Annotated in this window: 20 protein-coding genes and 1 tRNA gene; 18 read left to right on the top strand and 3 right to left on the bottom strand. The window is 37.7% G+C overall.

All coding sequences use genetic code 11. The features are described from left to right. The first annotated feature begins 146 nt into the window (after positions 1-146). The 8 genes from ALLST_RS0105665 (at position 147) to ALLST_RS0105630 (ending at position 8,311) form a co-directional block, all read left to right on the top strand. Complete coding sequence (locus ALLST_RS0105665) at positions 147-1,202, top strand: PTS sugar transporter subunit IIC (RefSeq protein WP_019893128.1); 1,056 nt, start codon at positions 147-149, stop codon at positions 1,200-1,202. A gap of 256 nt (positions 1,203-1,458) precedes the next feature. Next, positions 1,459-2,958 carry a glycerol kinase GlpK gene (gene glpK / locus ALLST_RS0105660; RefSeq protein WP_019893127.1) on the top strand — a complete coding sequence of 500 codons (1,500 nt, stop codon included), beginning with the start codon at positions 1,459-1,461 and terminating at the stop codon, positions 2,956-2,958. Positions 2,959-2,980: 22 nt separating this feature from the next. Continuing rightward, positions 2,981-4,420, top strand: a complete 1,440-nt coding sequence (locus tag ALLST_RS0105655) for an NAD(P)/FAD-dependent oxidoreductase (RefSeq protein ID WP_019893126.1) — start codon at positions 2,981-2,983, stop codon at positions 4,418-4,420. Beyond that, positions 4,407-5,666: an NAD(P)/FAD-dependent oxidoreductase gene (locus ALLST_RS0105650; RefSeq protein ID WP_019893125.1), complete on the top strand. Its 1,260-nt coding sequence runs from the start codon at positions 4,407-4,409 to the stop codon at positions 5,664-5,666. The genes ALLST_RS0105655 and ALLST_RS0105650 overlap by 14 nt, the downstream gene beginning before the upstream one ends. Then, positions 5,667-6,035: a DUF1667 domain-containing protein gene (locus ALLST_RS0105645; protein ID WP_019893123.1), complete on the top strand. Its 369-nt coding sequence runs from the start codon at positions 5,667-5,669 to the stop codon at positions 6,033-6,035. Between the two features lie 251 nt (positions 6,036-6,286). After that, a complete protein-coding gene (lspA, locus tag ALLST_RS0105640) occupies positions 6,287-6,805 on the top strand; it encodes a signal peptidase II (protein WP_019893122.1) in 519 nt (172 codons plus the stop codon). Between the two features lie 2 nt (positions 6,806-6,807). Beyond that, positions 6,808-7,785: an RluA family pseudouridine synthase gene (locus tag ALLST_RS0105635; protein WP_019893121.1), complete on the top strand. Its 978-nt coding sequence runs from the start codon at positions 6,808-6,810 to the stop codon at positions 7,783-7,785. Positions 7,786-7,789: 4 nt separating this feature from the next. Continuing rightward, a complete protein-coding gene (locus ALLST_RS0105630; RefSeq protein ID WP_019893120.1) occupies positions 7,790-8,311 on the top strand; it encodes a deoxycytidylate deaminase in 522 nt (173 codons plus the stop codon). Positions 8,312-8,397: 86 nt separating this feature from the next. On the opposite strand, the gene rnhC is transcribed toward ALLST_RS0105630, so the two are convergent. Continuing rightward, positions 8,398-9,360, bottom strand: coding sequence for a ribonuclease HIII (gene rnhC / locus ALLST_RS0105625; RefSeq protein ID WP_019893119.1), 963 nt, complete (start codon positions 9,358-9,360; stop codon positions 8,398-8,400). Positions 9,361-9,765: 405 nt separating this feature from the next. Between rnhC and ALLST_RS0105620 the strand changes: the two genes are divergently transcribed. The 9 genes from ALLST_RS0105620 (at position 9,766) to ALLST_RS0105575 (ending at position 19,019) form a co-directional block, all read left to right on the top strand. Then, entirely contained in the window at positions 9,766-10,254 is a 489-nt protein-coding gene (locus ALLST_RS0105620) for a hypothetical protein (RefSeq protein WP_156816570.1), read from the top strand. Between the two features lie 246 nt (positions 10,255-10,500). Next, positions 10,501-12,816, top strand: coding sequence for an endonuclease MutS2 (locus tag ALLST_RS0105615; RefSeq protein WP_019893117.1), 2,316 nt, complete (start codon positions 10,501-10,503; stop codon positions 12,814-12,816). Positions 12,817-12,943: 127 nt separating this feature from the next. Then, positions 12,944-14,776 carry an excinuclease ABC subunit UvrC gene (uvrC, locus tag ALLST_RS0105610; RefSeq protein WP_019893115.1) on the top strand — a complete coding sequence of 611 codons (1,833 nt, stop codon included), beginning with the start codon at positions 12,944-12,946 and terminating at the stop codon, positions 14,774-14,776. A 28-nt stretch (positions 14,777-14,804) separates the two neighbouring features. Beyond that, a complete protein-coding gene (locus ALLST_RS0105605; RefSeq protein ID WP_019893114.1) occupies positions 14,805-15,035 on the top strand; it encodes a hypothetical protein in 231 nt (76 codons plus the stop codon). 129 nt (positions 15,036-15,164) lie between these two features. Beyond that, positions 15,165-15,728 carry a TetR/AcrR family transcriptional regulator gene (locus ALLST_RS10235; RefSeq protein WP_019893112.1) on the top strand — a complete coding sequence of 188 codons (564 nt, stop codon included), beginning with the start codon at positions 15,165-15,167 and terminating at the stop codon, positions 15,726-15,728. A 241-nt stretch (positions 15,729-15,969) separates the two neighbouring features. Further along, positions 15,970-16,635, top strand: coding sequence for a hypothetical protein (locus tag ALLST_RS0105595; RefSeq protein WP_019893111.1), 666 nt, complete (start codon positions 15,970-15,972; stop codon positions 16,633-16,635). 296 nt (positions 16,636-16,931) lie between these two features. Beyond that, positions 16,932-17,951 carry a M15 family metallopeptidase gene (locus tag ALLST_RS0105590; protein WP_019893109.1) on the top strand — a complete coding sequence of 340 codons (1,020 nt, stop codon included), beginning with the start codon at positions 16,932-16,934 and terminating at the stop codon, positions 17,949-17,951. Beyond that, complete coding sequence (locus tag ALLST_RS10230) at positions 17,941-18,462, top strand: metallophosphoesterase family protein (protein ID WP_019893107.1); 522 nt, start codon at positions 17,941-17,943, stop codon at positions 18,460-18,462. The genes ALLST_RS0105590 and ALLST_RS10230 overlap by 11 nt, the downstream gene beginning before the upstream one ends. A 134-nt stretch (positions 18,463-18,596) precedes the next feature. Beyond that, positions 18,597-19,019 carry a GNAT family N-acetyltransferase gene (locus tag ALLST_RS0105575; RefSeq protein ID WP_019893106.1) on the top strand — a complete coding sequence of 141 codons (423 nt, stop codon included), beginning with the start codon at positions 18,597-18,599 and terminating at the stop codon, positions 19,017-19,019. Between the two features lie 42 nt (positions 19,020-19,061). On the opposite strand, the gene ALLST_RS0105570 is transcribed toward ALLST_RS0105575, so the two are convergent. Next, positions 19,062-19,138: transfer RNA gene (locus tag ALLST_RS0105570), tRNA-Arg, on the bottom strand. Positions 19,139-19,232: 94 nt separating this feature from the next. On the opposite strand from ALLST_RS0105570, the gene ALLST_RS0105565 reads away from it, so the two are divergent. Then, positions 19,233-20,021: an InlB B-repeat-containing protein gene (locus ALLST_RS0105565; RefSeq protein ID WP_019893105.1), complete on the top strand. Its 789-nt coding sequence runs from the start codon at positions 19,233-19,235 to the stop codon at positions 20,019-20,021. A gap of 197 nt (positions 20,022-20,218) precedes the next feature. Here ALLST_RS0105565 and tig read toward each other — a convergent pair whose 3' ends face one another. Next, positions 20,219-21,439: a trigger factor gene (tig, locus tag ALLST_RS10225; RefSeq protein ID WP_019893104.1), complete on the bottom strand. Its 1,221-nt coding sequence runs from the start codon at positions 21,437-21,439 to the stop codon at positions 20,219-20,221. Between the last annotated feature and the right edge of the window lie 195 nt (positions 21,440-21,634).

The following is a 21,634-nucleotide window of genomic DNA, read 5'->3' as shown; positions in this document are numbered from 1 at the left end:
ATCAATTTAAAATATTATGATGAAAGAAACCGATTTCGTAATTCGTAAAAGAAAATCTTTTCATAACAGATCTTATGGTTTTGGCAGGAAAAGTTCTTTTGTGATGTAAACACCCTATACTAAACAAAAATGGAGGAAAAAAGGAAATGGAAAATGTTGCTGCCTTTTTTGCACGAAAGGATGTTCAAATTTCCGCTAAGCGTTACGGAATTGATGCCCTTTCAGCAATGGCTCAAGGATTGTTTGCATCATTATTGATGGGAACAATTTTGAATACATTAGGCACTTTATTGAATTTAGAAGTTTTAACACAGGTTGGAACATTTGCCTCTGCAGTCAAAGGACCGGCAATGGCTGCGGCAATTGGAATGTCACTTAATGCCCCGAATCTCGTTTTGTTCTCACTTTTAGCAGTTGGATATGCCGCTGATACACTAGGTGGTGCTGGTGGACCTTTAGCAGTTTATTTCATTGCTGTAGCTGCTTGTGAGTGTGGGAAACTTGTATCCAAAGAAACAAAAATTGATATTTTAGTGACTCCATTTGTAACAATTTGTGCGGGTGCCTTATTAAGTATCGCATTTGCGCCAGCGATTGGTGTAGGCGCAATTTGGATGGGAAATACCATTATGTGGGCTACAGAATTACAACCATTCTTAATGGGTGTGATTGTATCGGTATTAATGGGAATTTTCTTAACTTTACCAATTTCTTCAGCTGCGATTTGTGCTGCTCTATCCTTAACTGGCTTAGCAGGTGGTGCTGCTTTAGCTGGATGTTGCACACAAATGATTGGCTTTGCGGTGATGTCTTTTGCAGTGAACAAATGGTCAGGACTTGTTGCCCAAGGAATTGGAACATCGATGTTACAAATGGGTAATATTGTTAAAAAACCAATGATTTGGTTACCAACTATTATTGCATCAGCGATTATTGGCCCAATTGCGACTTGTTTATTCCATTTAGAAATGAATGGTGCTGCTATTTCAAGTGGTATGGGAACATGTGGTTTAGTTGGTCAAATTGGTGTGATCACTGGCTGGATGTCTCAATTTGGATCACTTGCACAAGTGGGTTGGATCCATTGGCTTGGTTTAATTTTGATCTCTTTTGTTTTACCGGCTGTTATAACTTATGTGATTCATATTTTGTGCTTAAAAGCTAATTTATATAAAAATGAAGATTTAAAACTCGATCTATAAGCAAAACGGAAAAAAGAATCTAAAATCTACATCAAATCGTTCTATAACGATCGGATGTAGATTTTTTTATACAAAATTTTGGTCAACGGATTAATTGTAAGCGCTATTTCTAGCTTAGAATAAAACTAAAAGATATTTACTATAAGACATCGGTGAACACGGGATGAAAAAGAAATAAGCAACAGAACAATAATCAAGACTTTGCATCCCTTTCTTTTTTACCCATGCACATCTTGAACGAAGAAAAGGAACAAGTATGAAAAACAAAAAATTTATTCTTGCCATTGATCATGGAACGACATCAACTCGTGCGATCTTATTTGATCATAATTGCAAAATCGTTTCGGTTGCCCAACAAGAAGGTGGCGTAGACTATCCGGCGCCTGGATGGGTCGAACAAGATGCTCATGATATTTGGTTAGATACATTGGCTGTATTAACGAAAGTGGTCAATCAATCCGGTATTGAACCAGAACAAATTGACGCAATTGGGATTTCGAATCAGCGTGAAACGAGTGTTCTTTGGGATAAAAATACAGGTCTTCCGATTTATAAAGCGATTGTTTGGCAATCCCGCCAAACAAGTGAAATTTGCGATCAGTGGAAAGAAGAAGGTTTAGAAGAGATCATTCGTCAAAAAACTGGACTAAGAATTGATCCATATTTTTCCGCATCGAAAATTGTCTGGATGCTAGACAATATTCCCGGAGCAAGAGAAAAGGCCGAACAAGGAGACTTGTTATTTGGAACGATGGACTCTTGGCTTGTTTGGAAACTTACCGGCGGCAAACAACATATTACGGATGCGACCAATGCAAGCCGAACAATGCTTTGTAATATCGAAAGCGTGCAATGGGATGATGAATTATTAGAATTGTTCAATATTCCTCGTTCAATTTTGCCTAAAATCGTTCCAACCAGTCAAAACTACGGCACGACATCGCCTTTTGCGTTCTTTGGACGAGAAGTTCCGATTTGCTCGATGGTTGGTGACCAACAAGCAGCATTATTTGGCCAGCTTTGCCTCGAAAAAGGAATGGCTAAAAATACATATGGTACCGGTGGATTTTTATTAATGAATACCGGTTCAACAATTGTTCGCTCACAAAGTGGTTTGTTATCCACGATCGCATGGCAAATTGGCGATGAAGTGACTTATGCCCTAGAAGGATCGATTTTCGTCTCCGGTTCGATTATGAAATGGATGCGTGATGAATTGCATTTATTTAAAGATGTCTCTACGACAGAACAAATGGCAATAGAGGCAGGAACAACTGCTGGTGTTTATGTGATTCCGGCATTTGTCGGGCTTGGTGCTCCTTATTGGGACGATAAAGCAAAAGCGAGCATTGTGGGGTTGTCTTTAGGAACGAACCGTAATCATTTAGTTCGCGCCGCGATTGAATCAATGGCCTATCAATCTAAAGAAGTACTTGATGCAATGGAAGCAGATTCGCATACGGCAATTACCAAACTCAAAGTAGATGGTGGAGCAGCAGCGAATAACTTTTTATTACAATTCCAAGCCGATTTATGCCAAATTCCGGTTGAACGTTTTAAAGTCAACGAACTGACCGCTTTAGGCGCGGCCTTTTTAGCGGGTCTTGCGATTGGGTTCTGGAATAAAGACGATTTAAAAATTGAAGTGGAACGCCAGTTTGAACCACAGCGCGATCGACAAGAAATGATGCGTCGTTATGATAACTGGAAACATGCTGTCCAAGCTTGTGTTGAATTTAAACCAGAAATTCTTTAAAGCAAAAAGAAGAGGTGAAACTATGGATGTTGATGTTTTAATCATCGGAGCCGGTGTAGTAGGAAGCGCAATTGCTTACTACTTAGCCAAAACAGATTTAAAAGTAGCTGTAATTGAAAAAGAAGAAGATGTTTGCACTGGAACATCAAAAGCTAATTCGGGAATTGTGCATGCGGGATTTGATGCAATACCCAATACATTAAAAGCTAAATTTAATGTTGAAGGGGCAAATTTGATTCCAAAACTCGCTAAGCTTTTAAATTTTGAATATAAACAAAATGGTGCCCTCGTTTTATGCTTTGACGAAAAGTTACGCGATCATGTCGAAGATTTATATCAAAGAGGAATTGCCAACGGCGTTAAAGATTTAAAAATCATTGAAAAAGACGAAATCTTAAAACGAGAACCAAATGTAAGTGAAGATGTCGTTTGTGCTTTATATGCTCCAACTTCCGGAATTGTTTGTCCATTTGGCATGACGATAGCTCTTGCCGAAAATGCCGCAGATAATGGCGTGCAATTTATATTCAATGAAGCAGTTGAAACCATTCAACGTGTTCAAGATGGATGGAAAGTGAACGATCGCTATCATGCTAAAGTTCTCGTAAATGCTGCCGGCTTGTATGCGGATGAAATTCATAACCAATTTGTTGATCAAAAAATGAATATTACGCCTAGACGTGGGGAATATTTACTTTTCGATCGCAGCGTTGGCAATTTATGTTCACATACGCTTTTTCAATTGCCGACAGAAAAAGGAAAAGGCGTTCTGATTACACCAACAGTTCATGGCAATATTTTAGTTGGACCGAATGCCCAAGCGGTTGAAACGAAAGAAAATGTGAACACAACGGCTCTTGGTCAAGAAGAAATCCGCTCGAAAGCGCAGATCACGATCAAACATTTGCCATTTAACCAAGTGATTAGAACTTTTTCTGGCTTAAGAGCTACACCAAATGGTTTTGATTTTGTTGTGGGGCAAACGGCGGATCATTTCTATGATGCTGCTGGCATTGAATCACCAGGATTATCGAGTGCACCGGCAATCGGAAAATGGATTGCCCAACAAATTTCTGAGCAATTGGACGCCAAAGACAATCCGCACTATATTGCAACACGCAAAGGTTTTATCGATGTCAAACAGCTAAGTGATGAAGAATGGAATGACCTTATTCAACAAGATCCTGCTTACGGAATCATCGTTTGTCGTTGTGAAACGATCACGGCAGGATCGATCCAAGACGCTCTCACTCGTTCTTTGCCTGCACGCTCACTGGATGGCATTAAACGGCGAGTTCGCGCGGGAATGGGACGTTGCCAAGCTGGTTTTTGCTTGCCACGTTCGATGGAAATTATGCAAGAACAATTGGGGATATCACTCGAAGACATTCAATTGACCAATTCTCATTCCAAATTGATCACATCTAAAGTAAAAGAGGGAATTCACGATGGAAAACAATAAACAACTTGTCATCATCGGTGGTGGACCGGCCGGTCTTGCAGCAGCAATTGGCGCAAAACAAGCAGGAATTGATGATTTACTGATTTTAGAGAGAGATCATTGTTTAGGTGGGATTTTAAACCAGTGTATTCATAATGGTTTTGGTTTACATACCTTTGGTGAAGAATTGACTGGACCTGAATATGCATGGCGCTATATTCAACAAGTCAAGGACTTAGAGATTCCATATCAGCTAGATTCCATGGTGTTGGATATTTCAGAAGATAAAACAATTCGTTATGTCAATGCGACACAAGGGGTTTGCCAAGTCCATGCCCAAGCGATCATTTTAGCGATGGGTTGTCGAGAACGCCCCTTTGGCTCGCTTTCTATTCCGGGATATCGACCAGCAGGAATTTATTCAGCGGGTACAGCCCAAAAACTCGTCAATATCGATGGATATATGCCGGGAAAAGAAGTTGTGATTTTAGGATCGGGCGATATTGGTTTAATTATGGCGCGACGAATGACATTTGAAGGCGCACATGTGCATACCGTTGCAGAACGCTTGCCTTACTCGGGTGGACTCAAACGAAATATTGTGCAGTGTTTAGATGACTTTAATATTCCTTTACAACTCAGCCATACGGTTGTAGATGTTCATGGTAAAGATCGAATTGAATCGGTTACGATCGCCCAAGTTAACGCAAACAATCTGCCAATTGCCGGAACGGAACAAGAATATCCTTGCGATACTTTATTATTGAGTTGTGGATTGATCCCGGAAAATGAATTATCCGCAAAAGCGGGCATTCAATTGTCCAAAATTACCAATGGACCAATCGTTAATGAATTATTAGAAACTAATAAAGAAGGTGTATTTGCGTGTGGAAATGTTTTACACGTTCATGATTTAGTCGATTTTGTCAGCCAAGAAGCAACAAAAGCAGGCCAAAATGCCGCACAATACATTTTGAATCATTTACCAGAAACCCAACATGAAATACCAATTGAAACTAGCGGACTCATTCGCTATACCGTTCCATTTTCCATTGATCCCTCACGAATGGATGACAAACAAGTGATTCGTTTCCGTTTGGGAAATGTATTAAAAAATGGCTATGTGAATGTTTATATTGATGACAAACGAATTATTCATCAAAAGAAAATGATACGCACGCCAGGTGAGATGGAAAGTATTGTTTTAAAACGTGAATGGTTAAGTGATGCAACACAATCGATTCGTATCGAAACAGAGGTGGCTTAAATGGAAATTCGTCATTTTACTTGCATTAATTGCCCGATGGGGTGTCCTTTAAGTGTCACGATTGATGATCAAGGACAAGTGGTTGAAGTGCAAGGCAATACGTGCCCCAAAGGGGATGCATATGGACAAAGTGAAGCCGTGCATCCTTTACGGATTGTGACAAGCGTTGTTCCCGTTTTACATGGAGATCTATTGATGGTTTCATGTAAAACGAGCCAACCAATTCCAAAAGAAAAAATGTTTGATGTGATCCAAGCGCTAAAATCCGTGCGTTTTGAAGCACCGATTCATATTGGTGATGTATTGATCGAAAATGTAGCGAATACATCTGCATCGATTATCGCCACAAAAGAAGTTCAAAGAATATAATCAAGAAAGATCGATGACAAACTGTTCTAAAACAAGAGTTTTGTAAATCGATCAGTGAGCGATACAAAACAAAATACGTTGACTTCATTTTTATTTATTGGTAAAAGTTGTTAAAATGGTGAGACTTAGGCTTTTTAAAATCTGTTTTCCTAAAGGAAAAAGGATCGAAAAAGAACAATAAACTTGAATGGACGATCGTCTTCTGTTTAAGTTTGCGATATCAAGATCAAAGATCTAGAAAGAGGACTTCTGTGAATTTAATAGACAGACTTCAAAAAAAGAAAAATGCAATTCTTGTAGCAATCATTATGCTTGTGATTTTGGTTGGTTTAGATCAATGGACAAAATGGGCCGTTGTGCGCTCTATTCCTTTAAATGGCGTGCATGTAGTGATTCCGGGATTTTTTGAATTAACTTACCTACAAAATTTCGGTGCGGCATTTTCAAGTATGTCGGGCGCAGGCATGTGGTATTTCATTATTTTAACGACGATTGCTCTAATCGCATTGTCCATCTGGTTTTTAAAAAATGATGACTCACGAATTGATATTGCTTTATCGCTCATTATCGCTGGGGCAATTGGAAATTTAATCGATCGCGTAATGCTCGGTTATGTACGCGACTTCTTCCAGTTTTATATTTTTGGGTATCCTTTTGCGGTATTCAATATTGCCGATGTCTGCATCACACTCGGATGCGTGTTGTTATTTGTGGTGATGTTTGCGGACGATTTTAAAGCATGGCGAATGGCACGAAAGGAGAAACAATAGAAATGGATCAAATCGAAACAATCGAAAACGAAATTGAAGAACAAGAAGATACTTTGATTACAGAAGGTGGCAAAGTAACTTTTGAAGCAAGCGAAGAAGAATGTCCGATTCGCTTGGATAAATATTTATGCCAAAAGCTCGATATTTCAAGAACTCGAGCTGCGGATTTTCTCGATCAAAAACGCGTAACAGTTAATGGGAAAATCATGAAGGCTTCTTATAAAATCCAGGTTCATGATCAAATTGATGTAGATGTTCCACCACTAGATAAAATGGAAGTTCTGCCAGAAAAAATGGATTTGGATATCGTATATGAAGACCATGATGTCATTGTCATTAATAAGCCAAAAGGAATGGTTGTTCATCCAGCACCAGGACATTATTCACAAACTTTAGTGAACGGCTTATTAGAACATTGCGATGATTTATCTGGTATTAATGGCGTAAAACGACCAGGAATTGTCCATCGTATCGATAAAGATACGTCTGGTTTACTCGTTGTTGCGAAAAATGATCAAGCTCATGAATCATTAGCTAAACAATTAGCCGATAAAACTTGCAAAAGAACATATCTTGCGATTGTTCATCATCCGTTCTCTCATAAAATTGGAACTGTGAATGCGCCAATTGGACGAGATGAAAAAAATCGCCAAAAAATGGCGGTAACGGCGAAAAACTCACGTGATGCCGTAACCCACTTTACAGTTTTACAAAACTTTAAAGACTATGCTTATGTGGAATGTCGTCTAGAAACAGGACGCACGCATCAAATTCGTGTGCATATGGCTTATATCGGCCATCCGGTTGCTGGAGATGAAAAGTATGGACCACGCAAAACGATTCCAGCTAATGGCCAACTTCTCCATGCTTATCAACTTGAATTTGAACATCCAACAACACATGAGCATATGGTTTTTAATGCAAAACTTGAACCAAAATTCCAAGAAGTTTTAGATGAATTAAAACAAGAAGAGGAATAAAAATATGAAACGAACAGAAGTATTGAGTTGGGATCAATATTTTATGGCTATGGCTCACTTAGCGGCTTTTCGTTCCAAAGATCCAAATACCCAAGTCGGCGCATGCATTGTTAACGATCAAAAACGTGTAGTTGGTCTTGGTTATAATGGCTTTCCGAAAGGGTGCAGTGATGATGAGTATTCATGGGAACGCCAAGGTGATTTTTTAGATACGAAATATCCTTTTGTTGTCCATGCTGAATTGAATGCGATTTTAAACTCGATTCAAAATTTAAATGGATGCACGCTATACGTTTCTTTATTCCCTTGTAATGAATGTGCCAAAGCGATCATTCAATCGGGAATTCGCAAAGTGTTTTATGAATCGGATAAATATTGTGGAGCAAAAGATAACCTTGCGAGCAAACGTATGTTTGATGATGCAGGAGTTGAATACATTCAGCTTCCTGGCCAAATGGAAATCAATATTACCATTCATCCAGATCAAGATGATCAACCTGAAGCAGTATATTGCGCCCACGAATAGTCGTTGATAAATTTCAAAATAAAAAGGCTGTCATGACCTTGCATTGATGAGTGAAAACTCATACGGGTAGAGGTCATGGCAGCTTTTTATTCATCTTGATCGTGTTTGAGGCGTTGTGTGTTGACGAAATGAAGTTTTGCGATTTCGTATAGCCGGTTGTAGCCATAATGGTCTACAAATTCTTGAGCACATTTTGTTGCTTGTGCACCGCCGCCTTTTGAAAATTTTATTTCATATTTTTCTTCCATCTTGTCCCAATATTGTAAAAAGTGATAGCGAGCAATGACTGAGGCACATGCTACTGAGATATATTTTGATTCCGCTTTGGTTTCGAAATGAATCGGTCGAACAATTTGTGAAATGTCATACAACAATTCGAAGTATCGTTTTGGACTGCAAAACTGGTCAACGATTTTCAATTGCGGAAGGGCATAGCCTTTTTGTTCAAGATTGAGATAGGCTTGGTTATGCATCATTGCTTTGATGTAATTGAGATGATGATACTTTGGATCATAAATCTTGTTGTAATGAATTGGAGTTAATACTTGAACAGAATAGGGAATAAGATCCATCAGTTCAGGTGCGACTTTTAAAATCATTTTGTCCGTCATCGCTTTAGAGTCAGTGACTTTCATTTCGATCAATTTCTTGGCCATCTCTTCATTTTCAATGATGACGCTAGCAACCACAAATGGACCGAGATAATCCCCATTTCCGACTTCATCGGATCCAGCTTGGGGGAAAGTATGAGCAAGGCTTGCAACTTGATTGTCTTGGAAAGAGATTGAAGTCATTTTTTTAGTGGGTTGTTTTGTCGGCTGGAATAAAGCAGATTGAGTGGCTAGAGCTTCTAAATCTTCTACTAACCAGTCGATATCTTGTCCCGAAATGACAACTTTTCCTGACTGATAAGCACATACATTGATGGAATCAGTCCGAATTTGCCAGAGCGTATATTGCGGTTGACTTTCTTTTTTGGCATGAGGTTGAAGTCTTTTATAGAGCGCTTCGATTTGATTGGCGCTAAGTTTTACTGATTTTGTTGGCATGCGCTTATTCTAACAAATTTAAAATCATTTTAAAAAACGGATTTGCGATCGCTAAAAGGAAGAGGATAAATTTGAAAATGTAAAAGAGAGATGAACGGTTGTATGCACATAAAAAACAAAATATAATATATTTAGATAACGCAATGTTGAATAATAGATAGCACAGTTGGGATATTCAATCGAGAAGATTAAATCATCATAATTTTATTTTTGAACTCTTTTTGAAATCTAGTGAGCCGATTCATTCTATTGTTCAAATTAGACATTTCGCTATTGAACCTAGATCTATTGATCCATGTTATTTTTAGAGGATGTGATGCCTATGACTGATTTTGAACTCTGAACAGATAGAATTAAATCATGAGTTAAGTAATTGAAAAGCTAGCATTGGTTTGGTAAAGGACAATGATTAAAAAAATTATAAGAACACTGTTGCTGATCTTTTGTACTGTGATGGTGACTTCTTGTGCTCAACCCCAAAAAGGAACCGAAGAGGTTTTGTTGGAATTTGAAGAACAGTATATCAAAGAGCACAATTATGATCCAAACAGTATTATTGCAACTTATACGGATCCAAAGATTCGAATCACTCTATTGCGAGATGGCGAAGAATTAAAAGCAATCATGACGGATCATCGATTTGGAGATTGTTTTACAAACGAAGTGGTGGCCAAAGATTTTTATGGGTCGTTTTGTGTAACATATTCCGATATAACTTGGGCGGTAGTATTTTTTGATAGTAATGAAGTGAATAGTTTTAGCTTTAATTTATTGAAAAATGCTCAATCCTGGATTCGAATTCACGAAACAGATTTACAAACACGCGGTCAGCAAATTTACTTTTATCAGTTCGATTCTGAATATCAACTTCTTCAGGATTTGAAATTTGAATAATGAAAGAACACATATGGTCTTCAAAGAAAAAGCACATCAAATTCTCGTTTTGATGCTTGTAACTTTCTTATGAAGACCATTTTTGTTTCTTAAATCGTGAGCAATTCAAACTAGATTTCTAAAAATTGGTAAAAATGTAGTAAAATGCATGGAGCTTATTGAAATCTAATCAGTTCGTTAGAATGAATTGATCAATTTTTTGGATATTGTATTGCCATCTCTATGAGATGCAGGAAGGGAGATATTATGGTTGAACACGAATTTGAAGCACTCGATTTTCCAGTAGTCCTTGAACAATTTGCCTCTTTTGCGGCAAGTTCCAAAACAGCACAAAAAATTAGAGAAGCAACGATCTTAGAAGATGTTTATCTCATGCGCCATGATCTTTCTCTTGCAGCAGAAGCTTTTGTGTATCTCCAAAAAGGAGGCATGCTATCTTTAGGTGGCTTACGGGATATTACTAAACATGTCTTAACTGCGCAAAAGAAAATCACATTGTTACCCTCTGAGCTATTGGATATTTCTTTCTTTTTATCTGCTTGCCAAGCGACAAGCCAAGCCTTTGATGCCCAACAATCCCCACTTCTTCATGAAATTGCCTCGACTTTGACGCCATGTAAATCACTTTCTCAACAAATCGATGCCTCAATTGATTTATCCGGCCAAGTGCGCATGGATGCAACGGCTAAGCTTCGTCATTTAAACAATGCTTTAATTCAAGCTCGTGCCGACCTTGCCAATGGAGCAAGACGATTTATTCGGACGCATGAAAGTTCTTTAGTTGACACAGTCACCGTTTCAAGTGGATCGAGAGTTTGCGTTCTCGTTAAAGCTACAGATAAGTATAAATTTGGTGGTATGGTGCATGGCATGTCGCAAAGTCAAGCGGCTTGTTATTTAGAACCTGATGCGCTTGTCGAACTCAACAACCGTGTTGCCGATACATTAATGGAAATCGAAAACGAAAAGAAACGAATTTGTCAGGAGTTGACAAGCATCGTTTCAAAAAATGGCCAAGCGTTATTGTCGAATGATGAAAGTATGGAAATCATCGATATGGCGATTGCTAAAGGGCATTGGATGAATGTCCATGATGGTTGCATTCCAACTTTACATACGAAAAACCATCAACTTCGCATTGAACATGCCGTTCACCCTTTACTCGATCCTAAAAAGGCAATCGCCAATCGTTATTCGATGTCGAATCAGACAAAGTGTTTAATGATTACAGGTTCGAACATGGGTGGAAAAACGGTTACGCTCAAAACGATTGGTTTATTTTTATTGTTAGCACATTGCGGTTATCCCGTTAGTGCGCATGAAGCATTGTTGCCTCTTTATTCTCAATTTTATTTTGATATTGGCGATGAACAATCAATTGAAAACAATTTATCGACGTTCTCGGCCCATGCAACAAAACTTGCGCATATCGTAACTCATTGCGATGCGAATACATTTGTTTTACTCGATGAAATCGGTAGTGGTACAGACCCCCAAGAAGGCGCCTCCTTAGCGCAAGCAGTATTAGAAACGTTAATGGACAAAGGGGCGACGATTTTAACGTCTACGCACTATTCCCAAGTTAAAACATTTGGTTCAACACATCCGCATATTCAAGTCGGTAGTGTTGAATTTGATCCCGAAACACTTAAACCGACTTATCGCTATTTAGAAGGAGTCAGTGGTTCGAGTTGTGCATTCCCGATTGCTCGCCAATTAGGAATGCCGCAAGAAGTTTTACAGCGAGCCAATGAAATTAAAGAAGAAAATGAATCAGAAACAACACGCCAATTAGAAGTGTTAGAACAACGCCAAGCGCAACTTCAAAAACAAAAAGATCGTTTTGACACCTTAATTGCAAATGCGCATGATTTACAACGCCAAGCAAAACACGATCAAGAGAAATGGCAAGAGATGAAAGAGCGCCTAGATCGTGAATATGCCAAAGAATTGGACGATATGTTGTATGAAAAGAAAGAGGAAGCTCGTCAAATTATTAAAGTTTTACGGGATCAAACGAACTCACAAAATCATGAACAAATCGAACAATTAGGAAAACTTGATGCCCTGAATCAACCGATTGAACAAGGAAAACAAGAACAGCCAAATAAAGTGGAAATTACCTTTAAAGAAGGCGATTATGTGCGGATTCCATCGTTGAATAACCATGGTGAAATCCAATCGATTAGACGAGGCAAAGCGAATGTGTTAGTGAATGGCCGTAGAGTTGTAGTCAGTGTCGATCAACTCTTACCGATGGAAAAACCAAAACCACCAAAACGGATTCGTAAACAACACATCGATCGCCAATTTAAAGCTTTTCCAATGGAATTGAACTTAATTGGGATGCGTGTAGAAGAAGGAATGAATGCCCTCGATCACTATTTAGATCAAGCTGTATATCATCGTGTCAAAAACGTGCGTATTATCCATGGTATGGGAACTGGTGCGTTACGAAATGCGGTTTGGGCAAACTTACGTAAACATCCGCAAGTTAAACAAATCACTTCTGCTGGACCAGGTGAAGGTGGGCTAGGTGCAACACTAGTAGAATTAAAATAACGATTACTAAATAAAATGCAGGGACTCATTGTGAATTCCTGCATTTCATTTTGTTCAAGATGCAACGAATCAAATTCGAATTGTCCGATCATTTATAATTAAAAATGAAGATTAGATGGAGAATAACATGCCATTAACAGATCATATTGCTCAAAAATTAGAATTGTTGCCCGATACACCGGGCTGCTACATCATGAAAGATGAAAATCAAGACATCTTATATGTGGGGAAGGCTAAGGTATTAAAAAATCGCGTGCGTTCCTATTTTCATGGTGTCCACAACAATAAAACGACCAAGCTAGTCAGTCGTATTCGTGATTTTGAATTTATCCAAACAGGAACGGAAAAAGAAGCTCTCTTACTCGAGATTAATTTAATTAAAAAATACCGTCCACCATTCAACATCATGTTTATGGATGACAAGATGTACCCCTATATTGAGGTCACAAAAGGAGCGGATTTTACTGTGCGCATCACTAGAAAACTAACGAAGCGAAATAGTGATGTTTTTGGTCCTTATCCTGTTTCAACTTATGCTTATGATATGGTCAAATTGATCAACCAACTTTTTCCGATTCGTAAATGCCGAACACTTCCTAAAAGTGCCTGTCTTTATTATCACATGCACCAATGTTTAGGTTTTTGTTTCCAAGAAGTAGATCAACACGAAGCATTGAAAAATCGCGAAAAGATTATTCGCTTTTTAAAAGGTTATACGGATGAAATTAAAGGGGAACTTACGAAAAAAATGCAGGAAGCTTCTGCCAATCTGCAGTTTGAACGTGCGCAGGAACTTTTAGAACAAATTCGCTCTATCGACTACATTCAAGAAAAACAAGTGATCGACTTTAGTGTTCGTGATTCATTTGACGTATTTGGATGGTATGAGGATAAAGGGTATTTATCGATTCAAGGCTTTTTCGTCCGTGAAGGAAAATTGTTGGAACGAAATATGTCAATTTCGCCGGTTTATGAAGAAAGCCAAGAAGCTTTTTTGGCTTACATTATGCAATACTATTCGACCAATAAAGTGCCAAAACAAATCTATGTACCGCAAGGAACGAATGTTGAGATTTTAGAAGAATCGCTGCAGACCAAAGTAATCATCCCACAACGAGGATCGCGAAAGAAACTCACCGATATGGTCCATGCCAATGCCAAAGAAGCACATGAACAAAAATTCCAATATGTTTATCGTAAAGATCGTGAACGGGAAACCGCTAATCTCAAATTGGCTTCTATTTTCCAGAAACCGATTCATACGATCGAAATGTTCGATAACTCCCACATTTCTGGTGCGTATAACGTATCGGGTTTAGTCGCATTTAAAGATGGAAAACCGGATAAATCGAATTATCGCAAGTATCAGCTTGGGGAATATCGTTCGGATACCGATTCGATGAAAGAAGTCATTGAACGCCGTTATGCGCGCTTGAAAAAAGAAAATAAGCCGATGCCTGATTTGTTAATCGTGGATGGTGGAGCAGGACAAATTCATGCTGCAATGGCAATTCGCGATGAACTGGGCATTGAACTAACGATCGCGGGGTTAGTTAAAGATGAAAAACATACCACAAAAGCATTGCTGAACGAATCGTTAGAAGAAATCGAACTGGATAAAACTCATCCTCTTTTCTTTATGCTGACGCGTTTACAAGATGAAGTACACCGTTTTGCGATTACGTATCATAAACAACTGCGCACAAAAGGCATGACGAAATCGATTTTGGATGATATTCCCGGAATTGGTCCGGCACGTAAAAAACAAATTCAGTTGGCTTATCCATCGATGAAAAAGATGAAAGCCGCTAGTCTAGAAGACTTTGAACAAATTATTCCGGAAAAAATTGCACAAATATTGTATCGGCGCCTTCATGAAGAAGATCTCGATGCTTTGATGGATGAAACGGAATTTGAACAAGAAGTTGATCTTGATGAACAACTAGAGGATACAAATTAAAAGTAAGAACAAAAAATGGACAAGAGAGATGAAACAAATAACTAAACAAAAAACGAGTCAAGTAACCAATAAAGTGAATTTTGTTTCGATTCGCGAACAAAAACAACACCAACAGTTAAGTAAACCAACAAAACAAGTAATGACAAACAATACCTCTAAACAACCGCGAGCACATAAACCTCTTGCAAGGCAAGACCAATCAACAAAGGAAGTTAAACGAGTTAGATTGCCTTTATATCATCCTTCGCGCTTTAGATAAGCACAAAATTTACATTGCCGTTTAGCTTATAAAAATATGAATAAAAAAATAGAAAAAAGGGGTTGGCAAAATGTTGTTTTTGAGATAATATCTCCAACGTGAACGATGTTCATGTTTGGAGGTTTCATTTTGAACAAGCCAGCAATCACTAATGACGAGATTTTGAATATAAGTAAAAAACATATTCTTGAAAATGGTTTTTCTTCTTTTAATGTCAGAGCAATCACAAAGGAATGTGGAATTTCCATTGGTACTTTGTATAACTATTTTTCTTCGAAAAATGATTTATTGATCGCTACAGTAGAAAGCATTTGGGAAGAGATTTTTCAACCCCTCTCTAATCTCAATGATTTTGATCGTTTCGTTGATGTGGTTGAGTGCATGTATCAAAATATCGAAGAAGGGAATCACAAATATTCCGGATTTTTTTCTCTACATAACTTAAACTTTGCAGCTGCAGGAAAAAAAGAAGGAGTGAACACGATGAACAATTATTTTTCGATTCTCAAATCTGATCTTTTGTTTGTATTAAAACGGGATCAACAAGTGAATCGAAATATGTTCAGTCCAGAATTTCCTGAAGAAACGTATGTCGATTATATTTTTGGACTTTTAATCTCCTCATTATTAAAAAAAGAAGATTCTTCAAAACTTCTTCACTTTATATCGAATTATCTTTATTCATCCCACTAATTAAAGTGGGATTTAAATTGAACCAACATGAACAATGTTCACATTAAAAGCATCCGCTTTTGAACGAGACAAATCAGTGATCGAATGATGTTGTTTAGATCCATACGACATACGATTTTCATCTTGTTAAAAAGCGTGAGTACAATCTTGATCACCGAATGAATCAATTGTTAGTTCGGTGCAAATCTTTGCGTGAATAAGAGAGGTGCTCTTATTCATCAGCCTATAAAGGAGGATATATATGCAAGCTGTTATTGAAACTGTATTTGACGTCTGCTATCTTGTTGGCGTTGTGACATTAGGGATCATCATGATCAAAAATAGCCGTGGAAATAAACAATATCGTTTATTTGGGTTCATGGCAGTTGTATTAGGATTAGGAGATGCGTTCCATTTAGTGCCTAGAGCAATCGCTTTATGTACAACAGGATTAGAAAATTTTACATTCGCTTTAGGAATGGGGAAATTCATCACATCTATTACAATGACTGTTTTCTATATTCTTTTATATTACGTTTGGCGAATTCGCTATAATGTTAAAGGAAAAAAAGGTTACACAATCGCTGTATATTTAACATCCGCAGCAAGAATTCTTTTATGCTTATTCCCACAAAACGCTTGGACAAGTGCTCAATCTCCATTATCCTGGGGCATCTATAGAAATATTCCTTTCACAATTTTAGGACTGATCGTGATCTACTTGTTCTATAAAAGTTCAAGAGAACACAACGACGTATTATTCAAAAATATGTGGCTGACGATTGTCATCAGTTTTGGATTCTATTTACCTGTCGTATTATTCGCAGATATTGTACCGATTATTGGCATGTTGATGATCCCGAAAACATTAGCTTATGTTTGGACTGTATGGATTGGCTACCATGCAATGAAAGTTGAAGGAAAATAAATGAAACGAAGAGTAGTTGGTTAAATGAATCGGCTACTTTTTTTGTCTTTTAGGGAATTTGTTCGTGTTAAATTAGAAATAGGAAAAGGTGTTTTTTGATCGAAAAACACTTCAAAATTGAAGGTGGTTTCTCTTGGTTAGAAATAGGAGATCAACTTGGATCACAAATAATAATTAAAAAATATGATTTTTAATGCAAGAAGTGTGTAGAATCGATACAATACATAAGATGTAAACACTGAATTTACTTTTGATCTTCAAAGATCAACGCAAAAAATATATGGAAAGGAGGAGCTATGGCCAAAGAAGAAGTTTCTAGACCAGTACGAAAAGCACGATGGTTGGTGATTATCGTGAATATGTTGTTCATTGGTGCTATTTTTGCGACTCTCGTCTATCGCTCCGATCCGTTAAGTCGTTATCCTTATGGTACAAGAGAACAACGTGAGGTGATGGCTGAACGTTTTACCCATCAGGATATTGATATCTTGATTAACTCACAAATTCGTCCGGAACAAATTTTGCCGTTTATGGATATGCCAGGGTTTGATATTAACAATACGATTTACTATGACCTAGTCGCAAAAACACAAACAGCAGATCCTGATTTTGTTGTTCAGTTTGTGAATCGCTATCGCAATCGTTTGAATGTCAATAATATTCAAGAGATTTTATCTTGGATGTCGTATCCTGATGTCGTGGCGTATTTCGATTCAAAAAACGAAACTCCATTATCCAAAAACCCAAAAGCTTACGACTTTTATTTAGATCCAAATACGACGCTTGGTACATGGCGTCCAAGTGATTTAGTGCAAGTTCAAGACTTATTGTCTTTGCGCGAAGAAGCAGCTCAACAATGGAATGCGATGAAAGAAGCAGCAGCCCAAGAAGGTATAGATTTACAAGCAATTTCTGGCTTTGTTGCTTATGAAAATCAAAGGCATATGACGGAATATAAGAGTATGCCACTCGCCCCATATGGCTCTAGAGAAGAACAACTTGGATTGACGTTATATTTAGATGGATATGATTTGTGGAATCAGACGTTATCGGCAATGGAGGATGAGCAATACGATTTTCTGCATGCGATTGGCACCCTTACAGATCAACAGCGCGCAGTGCGTGACTGGCTTGAACTCCATGCTGCAGAGTACGGATTTATTTTGCGTTATCCACAAGGTAAAGAAGAACAAACCCATGTTTTGTATCAACCATTTGTGATCCGTTATGTAACACAAGATCTCGCACAAAATTTAAAAGACAACAATCTTTGTTTAGAAGAATATCAAGAACAAGGAGAAGAACATGGCAACTGAAATCATCATCGCTAGTGATACGCATGGCCGTTCGGAATACTTAAGTCAACTAGAACAAGCATATCCACATGCGGATCTGTTCATCCATTGTGGAGATTTAGAAGACGATGCTTCTTATTTTAATCGTTGGATCTTTGTTCGTGGAAACAATGACTTTGATTTCAACTTGGACGACTATAAAATTTTGACCATCGAGGGAATGAGAACGTATATTTTTCATTCACAGCGGATGCCTTACTATAATCGGGAAAAAGCACTGGTTAAATTAGCATTAGAGAATGATTGCCAAATCGTTCTTTTTGGTCATACGCATATGGCAATGGCGGAAAAAATCCATGGAATTTGGTTAATTAATCCGGGAAGTATGACATTTCCACGAGATGGAAATTCACCATGTTATGCGCGAATGGTGATTGAAGATGCCAACCATGTTCAAGTGGAACTCATTCATCAAGAACAATGGCCTTTCGAATCACCACAACAAAAGAAGAAAAATCGATATTGGTTTTAAATGCATGCAATGCCGGAAACTGACAAGATTGATGTTGGTTTCCGCTTTTTTTACTGTAAAATGAAAATACTCTTACCAATTGAAGTTACGTTTTTTTACTGCGACGTGATTTGACTATAAATGAGGTGAATATTTTGACTAACATTCGCTATGTTCAAACCGAAGATGAAGCGTTTTGGTTTCGTTTTGATCGCCATCTTCCAAAACAAGAATTTGAACATAAAGTCCAAATGAAACAAGGATATGTATTGCTAGAAGAAAATAGACCCATTGGACTGTTACGTTATAACTTGTTTTGGGATCAAATTCCGTTTTGTACGTTGTTATATATCGATCCTAAAGAACAAAAAAAGGGCTATGGAAAGAAATTGATGGAACATTGGCAAGAAGATATGAAAAAACAAGGATATGGATTGCTTTTGATCTCCACACAAGTCGATGAACAAGCTCAACATTTTTATCGAAAAATCGGTTATCAAGATTGTGGAAGTTTGATTCTCTATGTTCCTGGCTTTCAACAGCCGATGGAAATGTTTATGAGTAAAGTAATCGAATAATAAAAAAAGCGGATCTTGTGATCCGCAATTTAAGTAAAAAAATGGCGTCCTGGAGATGATTCGAACACCCGACCGTGCGCTTAGAAGGCGCATGCTCTATCCAACTGAGCTACCAGGACAGCGATAAGAATATATCATTTATCGCAAATGAATTCAAGTTTTAAATTAAATTTTTTTGAAAAAAATCTTAGATAAGAAAGAAAGGAGTTTTGTATGCCAAATAATCATGATGGATATACATTTGAAGGCTGGTATGTGAATTCGGATTTAACGCAAAAGGTGAATCCGGGTGGCATCTTGCCTAATGAAATTCACCTTTATCCAAAATGGACGATAGATAAATATCCTGTTTATTACCAATTAGATGAAGGTGTGAACTCCCCTTATAATCCCCATGAACTAGATGCGAATACCCAACTTGTAAAACTGTATCCAGCAACGTGTAAAGATCGTCAGTTCGTCGGTTGGTATTTAAATGGTAAGCGTGTTGACTATCTAGATGGAACACAACGCAAAGCAATTCATTTAGTTGGCGTATTCCGTGATCCGGTTTTAATTCACTTTAATACTCTAGGTGGCGGACGGATTGGCGATGCCAAAGCAAATGCGAATGGTTTACTTGAAAAATGGCCAACTCCGATCAAAATGGGATGTCGTTTTTTAGGGTGGCATTTAGACGAAGCCGGAAAAGTCTTTTGTGAAGAAGACCATCGATTTGAACAGGAAACAATGCTCTATGCCAAATGGGAGTTTGTACGTTATAAAGTGTTCTATGATTTAGATGGTGGACAATTTGATGAACTGCCGATTGAATCATTTACGAGCCGATCAGCTACATTTTTGTTGCCTAAAGCGAGTAAAGAAGGTTACGACTTTGAAGGTTGGAAAGATCTAAAAGGACACTTACATTTAAGTGTTCGTCATGGAACGATCAACAATTGTTCATTTAAAGCATCATGGCGCAAACAAAATAGCGAAACGTTCAAGATTTTAAAGTCATAAATAAAAAGGTATAAATGGAAAAACAAATCACTCAATTGATTGATTTGTTTTTTTAAAACTGATCTTGAAGGATATGCAAAAAAAGAAAATAAAAAAGGCACTACCGATGTTTGATTTACATGGTAGTGCCTATTGATTTGATGTATTGAATGAATGGATTTGATCCACTCAATCATTGCTTAAATCGATTGGGTTGCTTATTTCTTATTGTTTTCTTTTAAGAAATCTAAAGTTTTACGTTGAACGATTTGAGCACTTACGGCATCAGCAGGAATCATCATTTTAAGCTGTTGAGCAGGGAAGTTATATACAGAAGAAAGAAGTTCATATTCTTTTTCAACATCTTCTTCTAAAGCGATGATTTTTTCTTTTAAAGCAATTGCATCAAGAACTAACGCGGAACGTAATTGTTCAGCTGCTTGTGGTGCAACGTTTGCTTTGAAGTCATCAAGAGATTGTTTAGATGCTTTTAAGAAGTCTTCTAAAGTCATACCAAATTGTTGTACTTGGCTTTCGTATTGTTGCATTGCTTGTTCGATTTGAGAATCGATCATTTCTTGTGGGATATCCATTTTTGCATCTTTAGCAATCAAAGTCAGAATATCGAATGCGAAGCGATCTTCAACTTCTTGTTGACGTGTAGCAAGTAAGTCAGCACGAGTGCGATTACGTAATTCTTCAATTGTATTAACACCTTCGATGTTCATTTTTGCAACGAATTCATCTGTTGGTTCAGGTTTAACCATTTCTTGAATAGCATGAACTGTACATTTGAAGACAGCAGGAGCACCAGCAAGTGTTGGTTCACCATAGTTTTCTGGGAATGTAACGTTAACGTCACGAACTTCACCGACTTTAACACCAACTAATTGGTCTTCAAAGCCAGGAATGAATTGACCACTACCTAATACTAATGGGAATTTTTCAGCAGTACCGCCATCGAATGCGACACCATCTTTTGTACCGACAAAGTCGATGATGACTTGATCACCAAGTTTTGCGGCTTGATCAGCTGGAACGTCGTTCCATAAACGAGTGGATTGGATATGGCTTGTGACTTGTTGTTCAACTTCTTCATCAGTAAGTTTAACTTCTGCTTTTTCAACACCAAGCCCTGTGTAACTTGGCAGTTCAACTGCAGGAACTAAAATCAATTTAACGTTAACTTCAACAGAACCATCTTCTTTTTCGTTTGTTGTAGTGATTGGGTTAGTACCAAGTTTTAAAGAGTGTTCAGCGATTACTTTGTTTACTGTTGTGAATGTTTCTTGGTTGATCACAAAGTTGCGGTTTGCAGCTGCATCGTCGCTACCTGTTGTTTTAGCAGCAGCTTCTAAATTTTTTTCAATCTCTTCTTTAGCAAGAGTAAATGAAATCACGACTGTATTGTTATCGAGTTGTTCAAAATTGTAATTCATTTTATCATCTTCCTTTACTGTGTTATTTTATCCTAGTTTATATTAAAACTGAAAAATAACGCACTTATTATCATTACAATTGTTTGAGTATTAAGCAAGGCAAAAAAATGACGAAATCGCCATTCATAAGAGTAAAATTACGATCTTCAAAGCGATCTTTGGTACAATAGATAAGGTCGATGTTTGTCGGCATGT

It is taken from the genome of Allobaculum stercoricanis DSM 13633, assembly GCF_000384195.1.
GTDB lineage: Bacteria > Bacillota_I > Bacilli_A > Erysipelotrichales > Erysipelotrichaceae > Allobaculum > Allobaculum stercoricanis.
This window is presented reverse-complemented; position numbering and strand designations above follow the sequence as displayed.